Below are 12,632 nucleotides of genomic sequence, written 5' to 3' on the forward strand. Positions count from 1 at the left end.
TCCTATGAAACCCCTCTTCTGTCTTTATTGCAAGGTTTTGTCCTGTACTAAGGTCATAGCTTCAAAAAAAGGAATTGAATTAGCAGAGAAAGCAAGAAAAGCGAGGGGGTGGGATAAATACGAACCAGATTGGTTTAATAAAGCCCATGTTTCTAGAACAACACTTAGTCGATTTCACAGCCAAATACCGATAAGGACTGAAATGTTTAAATTAATTTGTAATGCAGTTGGGGTGGATTGGGTTGAGGTTGTTGAATGGAATAATGAATCAGAAGTTCTCCAAGAAACTGGTCTTAAAGAAAGCGATCGCCTTGACATTATCGATCCAGTAGAAACCAGATGGGTTGGACGGCAGGCATTGATTGCTGAGTTGATAAACAAGCTACAAGCAGAGTGTCGTATTCTTTCATTAATGGGAATCACAGGAATTGGTAAAACATCCCTAGCAGCAAGACTCTCTGTAGATATGGAACTACGCCAGACATTCCCAATCCTTAAAGTGGTGAATTTCGACCAGCAACCACCAAACTTTGAGGTGGTAGTGAAATGTTTAGTAGGAGAAACTGTCGCTGCTGACAAAGAGCTACAAAAGCAACCTGAAAAACTGGTAATGATTGCAGTAGGAGCTTTGCGATCGCATCCATGCTTATTAGTGTTAGATATGGCAGAAGCATTGCTCTCCACGATATCGGACGGGATGCATGATTTTTTGGAGCCAGCTTTTAAACAATTTCTAGAGCAAATCCTCAAAGTCGATCGGATGCCAAGTCGAGTTGTCCTGACTTCGCAGTATCGTATTCCCACCCTTGCCGAAGGTCGCTACTCAGGTTCTCGTCAAGAGTTTATGGATCTTAAAGGATTATCAGAGTCTGAAGCACTCGATCTATTTCAAGCTTGGGATATTTGCCCAGAAGAGAAAGAGTTAGAGTTACTTAAGCGCATCATTCATGTCTACGAGGGACATCCACTTGCATTGAGAGTCATTGCTGGGGATATACGGAGTTTGCCCTTTGCAGGAGATGTACAAGCATATTGGAAAGAATATGGACAAGAGATAGAAGATGTAGAACGAATGCAAAACTCATCTGCCCCTAAAAATAAAGGCGATCGCCCTCGGCTAGATCGTTACAGCCTAAGTTTAGAAGATTTGGTCAGACAGCGGGTAGAAAGTACATTTAAACGACTCTATCAGTCCTCACGACTTGCCTACTTAATGATCTGCATGATCTCAGAATATCGCTGTGCTGTTGAAAAAAAAGCATGCTTGATTATGATCGAAGACCTTTGCTCAGAAGAAGAAGCTAAATCAGCATTTCTGACATTGCAACGTCGGTTTTTACTAGAAACAGAACAGAATACTGACAAAAAAACGCTCTATCGATTGCATAGCATCATTCGCCGCGTCGCCCTAGATCATCTCGATAAGTTGGAAGATGAGTAATCATCGATCGCTTGTAAAGTTTCCATTCGCAATAGGAAGAAATAACCAACCGAGAGTGCCATAGAGAGCAGCCCCGATCGCCAAAAGTGGAAAAGGAAAACCACGATCGTAGAGCCAGCCCCCTGCGATCGCACCAATCATAGCAGCGAAATTTACAACAGAGACAAAGCAGGCATAAAACGTACCTTCGATCCGATCGGGACAAGAGCGGACAAACGCTTCTGAGAGACTGAGAAAGGCAATAATGGCGGCACAATTAGAGAGGATTTGAGCAAGAATTGCACTATTTTGATCAAAGATCGAGGCAAGAGAAATAGCCGAAAGCGCACCCGCAACTACCGCTAGTTTAAGTAAAATTTTTTGTTGGCACTGTCGAAACCAAATACCAAAAGCGATCACACCCAAACCCATGCCTAAAAAACCAAATGCACCCAAAACACCAAAAAATTCTTCAGAAAATCTCAGTACATCGCGTTGGTAATACAATAAAGGCGGTAACGGCTTAATTCCAAGTAAGAAGACAAAACTAGCGATCGCTAAAAAACTCGGCGATCGCAGCGCCACCCAAAGCGAATGAAAGCTCTTACGCATAGAAACTGTTCCAGACTTCACTTTCTTTTCTGGCATCCAAACTAGCACCACCACGATTCCCAATAGAGGGAAAATAATACTAACCCAAAATGCAAAGGAGAGCGTTTGATATTGGGCGATCTGTCCACCTAGATAAGAAGTAATTACCCCACCAAGCCCCATGCCTGTCCATTGCAAAGCCTGAAGTAGCCCTGTTTTTCCGATTGGTTTGCCAACTTCGATCATAAATTTATCGGCAAGCACATCCGAAAAAGCAATGCAGGCGGATATTGACACTGCGCCTACTGTCAGCACAGGTAATGGATAGGATTTCAGAGTAGCTAAAAACAAGAAAAATCCAGTTGCCAATCCATAGCAGACGATAAAGTAGCTTTTGAACTGGTAGCCTAATAGAGGAAAGCTATCCGCGATCGCACCAAAAATGGGTTTAATCATCCAAGGCAAAAAGGCGATCCCAACAAAATTAGCAGACTCTCTCGCAGACAAGCCAAGGGCTTCCTTCAGATAAATTGATAATGCCAGCGAAGAAATCCCCGGATTGCTGACATAGGTTTGAATGAAGTAAAAGAGTACGGTCAAGGCAAGAATTTGCGACATTATTTTTTGGTAAAGTCCTTACAAACGCATCAAAATCTTATCCTGTATGCAACAATTGCCGAAGCATGACCTAATGCCTTAGAGTTCAATTAGTATATGGAATCACACCCCAAGGAGATTCGCCGCTACATTACCAAAGATGGCAAGATTCCCTTTGCGATCTGGATAGATGCGCTACGCGACTCAAAAGTTAGAGCTAAAATAAATGAAAGACTTAGACGTGCCAGCCTTGGAAATTTAGGTGATTTCAAGTCCTTGGCAGATGGAGTTTTTGAGCTTAGAATTGATTATGGCTCTGGTTATCGAGTTTATTTTGGTCAAGTCGGCTCGACAATCGTGCTACTTCTCTGCGGTGGCGACAAAAGTACGCAGACACGAGATATTCGCAAAGCTAAGGAGTATTGGGCAGATTATGAACAGCGTTAAAACACCGACAAGTGATAGTTATGTTGATGCACTGATAGTATCTCTCAAAAAACCATCAGAAGCAGCCCATTACCTCACAGCCATCTTAGAAGTAAAAGATCCTGAAAATGATTTGCTGAAACTTGCGCTCAGTGATGTTGCAAAGGCTCTAGGTGAAGTGTCTATGTCACCAGAGTTATCAAAATCACATATCCAAGAGCTAGACGAATTGCTGAAAAAACAAGGCAGCGAAGCCATATTTGGCTTAGTTCATTGGCTCAATATGCTGGGTTTGAAGATCGAGATTGCGATCGCTAGCGAAACCAACTGAGATCGATGATTGTAAACACCACATTAGAATTACAGCAACTTACAAGGCAAGAAATGCTGAATCTATGTTGTGATGCCGCAGGGCAGATTATGCTGCCTCAGTCCAAAGTCGCCACTCAAACACAAGGAATCCCTACTCGCAAACTCAAAACGAAAGAAAGAGCAAAGCTACTTGCAGCTTTTTATTGGCTCAATGAATATCAGCCCGATCGGGACGCTTCTAACCTAGAGCAAGTGAAAGGCTATCTAGAAGCATTCCACCATCTCTGCCATGCTTCAATATTTGTAGAGGCACAAAAGATTCTCTTTATTCCAATTCAAATTGCTCAGATCGAACAAGCGCTGCACAAACAACTTGGAAATTGGGGCTATTACCGAGAACAGATTGAACTTTATAGCAGATTAAAAGGGAAACAAGATGCGGCGTTTGACTGTTTTTTGCTAAATGGTTTAGGAGAAGCATATTACAGCTTGGGACAACCACAGCCTGCGCTTTTAGCTTACGAAGAGCAATTAGCGATAGCTCGCACAACCATAAATCGCAATTCTGAAGTAGAAGCATTAGGTGGGTTAGGAAGAGTCGCTTTTCTCCAATGTCAAGATCGTAAGGCGATCGCCTACTATCAACAACAATGGGAAATTGCGCTTGAGACTCAAAACCTACAACAGCAAGCTATAGCATTGAGTGAACTGGCTCGTTCTTATTGTATCAATAAGCCTGTTCAAACTGTTCGTGTCAGCAAAAAAGCGTTAGCGATTAGTCGAGAGATTGGGGATCTCAAACTCACTGCAACGACACTGAGCAGATTGGCTGCAGCCTATAGTTTTTTGGGAAAGTCTAGACAGGCAATTCTGATCATGGAAAAGCAGTTAGAAATTAGCCGAGAGCTAGACGATCTCGAGCTAAAAAAGGAAGGTTTACGCGTGCTAGGGCATATATCCACGTCAAGCGGCAAATATGAAGCAGCACTCCATTACTTACTCGAATACCTGCAAATTAGCCGAGAAGCTGGAAACCGCTTTGACGAAGTTGATGCACTAAACTCTACAGGCGCTACCTATGCTCGCCAGGGAAAATATGAAGAAGCCCTAAGGTATTTACGCGAAGGCACAGAAATTTCGGCACAAATTGGAGATGACGTTTTTCGAGGTTTTACTCTTTCCAATGCCAGTCACTGCTATAACTGCCTATCTGAGTTCGCAAAAGCGGAGGAGAGCTACAAAGAAGCCATGCACATTGCTTGCCAACTCAAAAATCGACGCATGAGAATAACCGCAGAAATTGCACGGGCACATACTCTATGGCTACAAGGAAAGCGACTTAGAGGTTTACTATTGGCAATTAAGGAGATGTTCATGCTGCGCCCGTGGCAAACAGAAGAAGGGCGATTTATGCTGAGAAAAACAATTGAACTGGTTCGAGAGTTCTTGATGAAGCTATTGAAACAATTGAGAAGAGTCGATTTATCTGACTACTAAAGTTCAGTCAATTCTATCCATCGTTTAGTTACTTTTAGTTCCTAGGGAAGCCTGTCAAGATTCTCGAAGCACCTCCCAGAGCCTAGTGAAAGCTCCGCGCTTTTAAAGTTTTTAAAATTTTCTAAACGTAGGCTTTTCAGCATGTAAGCATCTAGTTTCTGGTCTGCTGAAGCGGAGTAACGATCGCACCTACTCGGAAAACCGCATCAGGGAAAGCAAGCAATGTTGTAACATCACCATCCACCTAAATTATAGCAATTTGGGCAGTTTTGATCGCTTGCGAAGTTGCTCTTTGATAAGGGAACAAAATATTCAGCCGAGAGTGGCATAGAGAGCAGTAATGAAGTCCGATCGGTGTTGAGAACATTTTAAAGATTACCCTTTTGCCATTGGTCGTGGCTAATGCGAGGAAGATCGAAGCGATCGCTGGTACGGCAGTAAACAGAAGGAGAGCCAAGACGACCGATTGGGGCAAAGCCATTGATGTGAAAGCGATCGCCGATTAAGCGATCGGCAACATGAAACATGACAACCTGCCCGACAAACAGCGTACAGACTCCCAAAGCTTGTTGGCTGTGAAGCGTACATTCCAAACTGGCTTGAGCTTCGGCAATGCGGGGAACCTCGATCTTCTTTGATTCTGCCATATGTAAACCAGCAGCGGTAACTTCGCTCTCATCGCTCGGGAAGTTAGCAGCAGAGATATTCATGGCAGGCAACAGTTCTTCTGTTACCAAGTTCACAACAAATTCGCCACTTGAGGATATGTTACTTGCTGTATCCTTAAGCCCGCCATCATCGCGATCGGCGATACTGATAATCAGATAGAGCGGGTTGCTACCCACAGCATTAAAGAAGCTAAAGGGAGCTAGATTCACAACACCCTGTGCATTTTGTGAAGTTACCCAAGCGATCGGACGTGGAATAACGAGATTCGTTAAAAGTTTGTAGTTGTCTGATGGAAGATTTGAGTCTGGATCGATATGCATAGGAGTATAGCCAGCGATTGCGTCAAGCGATCTATTTGAACCCAGTATATCCAATGCAAGATATACTCCGCCGTAATTTCAAACACTTTAACTTGTGAGATAAACTATACAAACAATCTAGAAGATGAAATATCGTGAGTAAGAACTCTAAGGTTATTCGCGAATCTCCTCCAGATTAGTCAAGTAAAGCCATCACCACCATGCTTTCCGCTTAAATCAAAAAACTGGCAGCATTATGTATCAGCTTACTATACTCGTTTTCTTAGGATGGTTGCTGTCATTATGTTTGCATGAATTTGGACATGCGATCGCGGCATATTGGGGAGGCGATACCTCCGTCAAAGAGAAAGGATATTTAACGCTTAACCCCTTAAAATATGTCGATCCCGTTTTATCCCTGATCTTGCCTATGCTGTTTTTGCTGATTGGGGGGATTGGACTCCCAGGGGCAGCGGTATATATTAATACCAGTCAAATTCGCAACCGTTTTTGGTTGAGCCTTACATCCATAGCTGGACCACTGGCAAGTTTTGTGGCGACAATTATTTTAGTTGTGATTTACAAGTTGATATTTAGCCAATTGTCGCCAAGTCATCTCCAAGAGCTTTCCCAGTTAGGAGATTTACACCCGTTGCCGACAGACCCATTTTTGGCGTCATTGAGCCCCATTATCGCAAAATATTGGTTCGTTCTCGGACTGGCTGTACTGATCTATTTGCAGGTTTTCGTAACTATATTTAATCTTTTGCCTGTTCCTTTTTTAGATGGTTATGGCGTAATTGAACCTTGGTTATCCAAGAAATGGCAGAAAACCATTGAGCCCCTCAAACAATATGGGTTCGCCATTCTAATTGCTTTATTCTGGTTTTCACCTGCTTTTAGCAGGCAGTTTTCACGATGGTGTTACCAACTCACAGGGCTTTTAACCATCGATCGCGAATATATCCAAACAGGATTTACGCTGTTTGAAAAAGCATCCCCTCCTCTAGCAATTGGAATCTTTATTATCTTTGCGATCGCGCGTAAGTTGACCACCCCTAAGCACCGTGCGCTCTACGAAAGTGCGTTAGCCTATCAACGAACGGGGAAATTAGATGCTGCGTTACGGGATCTAGACAAGGCGATCGCCATCCAACCCGACTTTTCACAAGCATTGCTGCTTAAAGCCGACATCCTGTTCCAACGCAAAAATTATGCTGAGGCGATTTGTATTTGGGAACCGTGGCTCTGCGAACATCCCAACGATTTGGGAATCGAACAACACCTTATCCTTGCCCAATGGAATCTAGGACATTTTACAGAAGCCCTAGCCCGATGCGATCGCCTGTTATCCGAAATTCCCAATAACGCCTATATTTGCCAGTTAAAAGCTGGAATCTTAAAGAATTTGCACCGCGACGATGAAGCGCTAGAAGCCTGCGATCGCGGAATTGCCCTAGAACCTCAGACAACATACCTTTGGCAGCTTAAAGGAGAGATTTTATGGAAAAAGGAATGTTTAGAAGAGGCTTTACAGGTCTACAGGCAAGTCGTAGAAATTGACAGGAAATCCATCTCGGCATGGATTGCACAAGCAAAAATTCTGATTGCTTTAAATCAGTTAGAAAATGCCCTTGCTTGTAGCGATCGCGCCTTGCAAATCGATCCGCGCGAATTAATTTCTCTCGATACTCACAGCTATATTCTCTGCTTGCTCCGTGAATATGATGCAGCCATCGACTTTATCGATCGAATTCTGAGGATAGATGCCAAAAATGCTCTTGCCTATTACAACAAAGCTTGCTGCTATGCCGAACAAAAGCAGTTAAGTTTGGCGATCGCACAGCTAAAATCAGCACTTCTCTATGGCGATCGCGATCTTAAGGAAAAAGCAAAAACGGATGAAAGTTTTGCGAATATTCGGGATTCTTTGGAGTTTCAGCAGTTGATGGTATGAGACTAGCGCACCGACTCTTCCAAGCTATCTCTTCCATCAACTCGATGAGGGAATACAGTCAGATTGATTTAATTGAAATTTAATTGTTACGAACGACAAAAGTATCAGAAAGTTGGAGCAGTTTCACACTACCGTTACTTGCCCGAATCACCGTGTAACTACGTCCCGCTCTGATTTGGAAACATTCTTGTTTCGTGCGATTGACCGCATTGTCTAAGCAGAGTTTAGTATTGCTTCGTACTGGATAGCTGGCGGAAATACCAGAACCGATCTCAAAGCGATCGCCACCGAGTTGTAAAGCGATCGTCGATCGCGTGTTGTTATTAATAAAAATTACATCTTGAGAAGAAGCCTTGGCGTCTGGGGCAGCGATCGTGGCGCTGATTCCTACGGATGCAATGCTGAGTGAGGCTGTAACTGCGATCGCCTGTAATGTCTGATGTAACTTCATAAAACTTTCTTCCCAATTTAACTACAAATCGATAACCTTAAAATTCCCAAAATCCCGTTTGCCTGCGGTAGGTTAGCTCAAAAGCTTGACTTTGCCATCGATAAACTTGTTCCTACAAGAATTAGTGTAGGTTGTGCATGACAAAATCACGTGTGATTTATATCACGCTAAATCTGTGAACTTAGCAGCTTCATCTGCAAAAGTTCTCAGCTAAAGACTTGGGGTTATGTAACAGCCAACTATCCTCAAGATTAGCAACATGCAATCTGCGCTTAAGGTACGCATGAGCGTATAAGATCGAACATGGCAAATTAGGTATGACTTTTAGTTAGCCTAACGCCGAAATTTACTTGCATTGTTCGTGTCAGACAAGGAATTTAATATGGTCGCAACCCCAGACATCAAAACCTCAGCTCCCGATTTTTGTGAAGGTATTCAGTACTTTGGTGAAGAATTAGAGGGGTTTGAAACCTACGGGCGATCGCCTGTACTCGCTGCCGATAAACCTGCGGTAACTGACCCCAAAGATCCTGCGGCTGTGTTTCAAACCTTGCTGGCAGCAGATGCCCTCCGCTACCTTACGCTTCAGGTTACGGCGAGTAAAGCATCGGGGCATCCGGGCGGCTTTGCGAGTTCGGTTGAGGCCTATGCCTCGTTATTTATGCTCGGACATAAAAATATCCCCACCGAAGTGGGACACCATGCCCCGGGATTTTATAGTGCGATGTTCCTAGACCGTTCTTTAGAGGACATGGGAATTCGTACAGTCACCCAATTGCGCGAGCGGTTTCGCGAAAAGCATGGCTTGCTGGGGCATTTATCGGGCTTTATTCCCGGAATTTTGGCTCCCGCCGGGCCCCTAGGGCAAGGCGAACATTTTGCCATGGCTGGAGCGCTACTACACCGCGATAAGCTCTTTCCCTTTACGATGGGCGATGGCGGCATGGGTGAGCCTTACCCCATGAGTGCGATGGCACATTTCCACACGGCCTATCCTCAAGTTACAAATTTCTTGCCCGTACTGGTTTGGAACGGCTTTAGCCAAGAGCATCACAGCATGGTATCGACCAAAACCAATGAGGAAATGATTGCCTATTGGTCGGGGAATGGGTTTGAAGAAGTGATTTTGGTGAATGCCAAGGATTTTGACGATCGCGGTCAAACGGGCGAATATGTCGATAGCACCATCTTTTCACTCAAACAACGTCTGGCTTTTACTGAGGCAGTGCTGGTGGCAGCCGATCGCGCCGCAAAATCGGCATTGGGCGGCAAATTAACTGTGCTGATCGTGAAGCAACTCAAAGGGGCTGGCGTTCATGCCAAGGGGGCAAAATCTCACAATCTTTACGCGCACCACACGCTCGACAATCCTGATGTGGTGAATGGACTCCAGACCAGAGCGCTCTCCCCTAGTGCATGGCAAACCGTACGTTCCAATTACGAACATGCTGCTGGTGGTTCTGCCTCTAAGGTAGCTGTAACGGAATCCATCTTGCCTCTGGTGGATTTGGGAACCTTGCCTTTAGAAGAATACGCGATCGGAGGAGATCCTAAGGTTTCCACAACGGCGATGGGACAATTGGTGGGCTATGTCGGACAAACCGATAAATCTTTTATCGTTACCAATGCCGATGGAAATGAAGCTTCTGGAATTGCCAATATCAATCAGGCACTAAAGATCAACCATCCTACCGATGACCCCCTTTACAACCAAACGCCGGGCGGACAGGTCTACGAACCTCTGAGCGAAGATGCCTGCGCGGGACTTGCGGTCGGTTTATCCCTATTGGGAAGTCGCACGCTCTGGTGTTCCTATGAGTCTTTTGCGATTAATGGTGTGCCAATTTGGCAAACTGTAACGCAGGCAATGGCAGAACTCCGCCGTCCTACACCCTCGACCATTTGTCTGTTTACCGCTGGTGCTTTGGAACAGGGTCGCAATGGCTGGACGCATCAACGACCTGAAATCGAAGCCTATTTTGCTGCCATGATGCGCAATGGGAATATCTTCCCTCTGTTCCCACCTGATGCCAATAGCATTCAAGTTTGCTATGACTGGGCATTGGGAACCAAGAATAAAGGGGTGGTAATTACGGCAAGTAAGTCTCCTTTACCAATTCGCACCTCGTTTGCAGACACCAGACAGGCGCTCCAAGATGGCGCAGTAATTTTGCAAGAAATCGCTGGTAATAAAACCGTGGTCTTTGCCGTGATTGGCGATATGACGCTACTTCCTGCCTACGAAGCGGCGAAGCAACTGCAAGCCCAAGGCATCGGCTCCAAAATTGTCTCGGTCGTTAATCCCCGTCGGCTTTATCGCCTTCACGATACGGCTTGGGATACCTGTTCCGAACCCGATGGCGACTTTTTGGATGATGCTGGCTTCACTCGCTTATTCTCTGGTGATGCTCTAATTGGCATTACGGGCGGTGCTTCGGGAATGCTAGAACCTATTATGTTGCGCGCTCAGCAACCCAGAGACACCTTCGCATGGAAGCGGGGTGAAACCACGGCAACTGCGGGTCAACTGATGGAGTTCAATGGCATTACTGCGGATGCTTTAACGAAACGAGCGATCGCGTTAATTGGATAAGAAGACTATTACCCCTCCCTAACCCTCCCCTTGCAAAGGGGAGGGAACTAGATTTCCGATCTTCCCCCTTTGCAAGGGGGAATTAAAGGGGGTAAGTTTGATTGCTGCTTACACCATAGCCCTTAACTCAAGAAAAACTGGAAGTAGTCAATATCCTTTCATATTTATACTGCAATGACCCAGTTGGAAAACCTACTTCCACAAATGCCTGTAGATCTGTTGGGTCAGTTGGATCGTATGGATCGATTTTGGCTTTCGTATCGCGAGACCGTGCATTCTAGCAAACAGAATCCATCGGTAATTAGTGAGAGTGACACGCTCTTGGTAGAGAATGACTTTGATGTTGCGATCGCAGGCGGAACATTGGGGATTTTTATTGGCTGTGCCCTTCAGCTTCGCGGTTGGCGGGTACTGGTAATCGAGCAGGGCATTCTCAAAGGTAGAGAGCAGGAATGGAACATCTCACGTCCAGAGCTAGAGGCATTTCTCGCCTTAGATTTGCTGACGAGTCACGAACTAGAACAGGCGATCGCCACCGAATATAATCCCGGTCGTGTGGGATTTCATCAAGGTATCGAACTGTGGGTGCGAGATGTGCTCAATATTGGGGTCGATCCTGTATTCCTCTTGGCTACGCTCAAGGCGAAATTCCTCGCGCATGGCGGAATATTACTAGAGAATATGGGATTTCAGCAGGCGATCGCTCATCCCAATGGCATCGAAATCGAAGTGGCGCATAAATCCAACGGCGAGAAGCTAAAAATTACAGCACGGTTGCTGCTGGATGCGATGGGACATTTTAGTGCGATCGCGCGTCAAGCTCGGATTGAAAATAGGCAGAGAACTAAACCCGAAGGCGTTTGTATGGTGGTGGGTAGCTGCGCCCAAGGCATCCCAGCCAAAGCCTATGGCGATTTGATTTATACATTCGCACCGATTCAAAATCAATGTCAGTACTTTTGGGAAGCTTTCCCCGCTAAAGAGGGGAGAACCACCTATCTATTCACCTATGTCGATGCCGATTTAGCCCGCCCCAGTTTCTCTCAGCTATTTGCCGACTATCTGCACTGGTTACCCCAATATCAAGATGTTGAGTTGGAAGCCCTGAAATTTAAACGAACCCTTTTTGGCTTCTTTCCTTCCTACCAGCAAACTCCCTTGCAAACAGCATGGCATCGAATTTTACAAGTTGGTGACAGTAGCGGCAGTCAATCGCCGCTTAGTTTTGGTGGTTTTGGGGCGATGGTGCGCCATCTCACGCGGCTCACCAATGGTATTGATGCTGCCTTGAGTGGAAATTTCTTGAGTCGTAACGATCTGCGATCGCTTCAGCCCTATCAACCTAGTTTATCGGTGACATGGCTTTTCCAAAAAACCATGAGTGTAGGCATCAATCAAAAAATAGAGGGGAATGCGATCAACTATCTTCTTTCTACCGTGTTTGCATCCATGCAGAAGTTAGGCGATCCAGTCCTAAAGCCTTTTTTGCAGGATGTGGTTCAGTTTCCAGCCCTGTCTCAAACAATGCTTAGCATGGCGATCGCCGATCCCGTCCTAGTTACAAAGATCGTGACGCAGGTGGGCATCCCCCCCTTACTAGACTGGATGCAGCATTATATGAATTTGGGAAGATACAGCTTGCTCGATCGCTTGGGGAAATCTCTAGAACCAACCTTTGAGAATCTCCTACCCGAACAGCGATACTACTGGCAAAGATGGTATGACCAATGGAAGTATGGGTCAGGCGGAGATTACCATAGCTAGTTGCGATCCTGCATCTTAGTATCTTGCTTAAAGGTGCAGGATCTGAGTCATAGCGA

10 protein-coding genes are annotated in these 12,632 nt (G+C 45.2%); 7 read left to right on the forward strand and 3 right to left on the reverse strand.

The window, feature by feature from the left end:
- The first annotated feature begins 202 nt into the window (after positions 1-202).
- Positions 203-1,441 (forward strand): NB-ARC domain-containing protein, encoded by a 1,239-nt coding sequence (locus tag V2H45_RS09745; RefSeq protein WP_330483446.1) that lies wholly within the window; start codon positions 203-205, stop codon positions 1,439-1,441.
- On the opposite strand, the gene V2H45_RS09750 is transcribed toward V2H45_RS09745, so the two are convergent.
- A complete protein-coding gene (locus V2H45_RS09750) occupies positions 1,442-2,629 on the reverse strand; it encodes an MFS transporter (RefSeq protein ID WP_330483447.1) in 1,188 nt (395 codons plus the stop codon).
- 96 nt (positions 2,630-2,725) lie between these two features.
- Here V2H45_RS09750 and V2H45_RS09755 point away from each other — a divergent pair, with 96 nt between their 5' ends.
- From V2H45_RS09755 to V2H45_RS09765, 3 genes are read left to right on the forward strand one after another with little or no spacing between them, the layout of a single operon-like run.
- The gene (locus V2H45_RS09755; protein ID WP_330483448.1) at positions 2,726-3,055 is read left to right on the forward strand and encodes a type II toxin-antitoxin system RelE/ParE family toxin; all 330 of its coding nucleotides are present in this window, start codon (positions 2,726-2,728) and stop codon (positions 3,053-3,055) included.
- Positions 3,042-3,365: a helix-turn-helix domain-containing transcriptional regulator gene (locus tag V2H45_RS09760; RefSeq protein WP_330483449.1), complete on the forward strand. Its 324-nt coding sequence runs from the start codon at positions 3,042-3,044 to the stop codon at positions 3,363-3,365. The genes V2H45_RS09755 and V2H45_RS09760 overlap by 14 nt, the downstream gene beginning before the upstream one ends.
- A 5-nt stretch (positions 3,366-3,370) precedes the next feature.
- Positions 3,371-4,843, forward strand: coding sequence for a tetratricopeptide repeat protein (locus V2H45_RS09765; protein WP_330483450.1), 1,473 nt, complete (start codon positions 3,371-3,373; stop codon positions 4,841-4,843).
- 368 nt (positions 4,844-5,211) lie between these two features.
- On the opposite strand, the gene V2H45_RS09770 is transcribed toward V2H45_RS09765, so the two are convergent.
- On the reverse strand, positions 5,212-5,832 hold the full coding sequence (locus V2H45_RS09770; protein WP_330483451.1) for a flavin reductase family protein: 621 nt from the start codon (positions 5,830-5,832) through the stop codon (positions 5,212-5,214).
- Positions 5,833-6,067: 235 nt separating this feature from the next.
- Here V2H45_RS09770 and V2H45_RS09775 point away from each other — a divergent pair, with 235 nt between their 5' ends.
- Entirely contained in the window at positions 6,068-7,768 is a 1,701-nt protein-coding gene (locus tag V2H45_RS09775; RefSeq protein ID WP_330483452.1) for a tetratricopeptide repeat protein, read from the forward strand.
- A gap of 79 nt (positions 7,769-7,847) precedes the next feature.
- On the opposite strand, the gene V2H45_RS09780 is transcribed toward V2H45_RS09775, so the two are convergent.
- On the reverse strand, positions 7,848-8,219 hold the full coding sequence (locus V2H45_RS09780) for a hypothetical protein (RefSeq protein WP_330483453.1): 372 nt from the start codon (positions 8,217-8,219) through the stop codon (positions 7,848-7,850).
- A 382-nt stretch (positions 8,220-8,601) separates the two neighbouring features.
- On the opposite strand from V2H45_RS09780, the gene V2H45_RS09785 reads away from it, so the two are divergent.
- Together V2H45_RS09785 and V2H45_RS09790 are read left to right on the forward strand one after the other, a co-directional pair.
- Positions 8,602-10,812 carry a phosphoketolase family protein gene (locus V2H45_RS09785; protein WP_330483454.1) on the forward strand — a complete coding sequence of 737 codons (2,211 nt, stop codon included), beginning with the start codon at positions 8,602-8,604 and terminating at the stop codon, positions 10,810-10,812.
- A 174-nt stretch (positions 10,813-10,986) separates the two neighbouring features.
- Positions 10,987-12,576, forward strand: coding sequence for an FAD-dependent oxidoreductase (locus tag V2H45_RS09790; RefSeq protein ID WP_330483455.1), 1,590 nt, complete (start codon positions 10,987-10,989; stop codon positions 12,574-12,576).
- The last annotated feature ends 56 nt before the right edge of the window (positions 12,577-12,632 follow it).

The organism is Tumidithrix elongata BACA0141 (genome assembly GCF_036349135.1).
In the GTDB taxonomy this organism is placed as follows: Bacteria; Cyanobacteriota; Cyanobacteriia; order Pseudanabaenales; family Pseudanabaenaceae; genus Tumidithrix; species Tumidithrix elongata.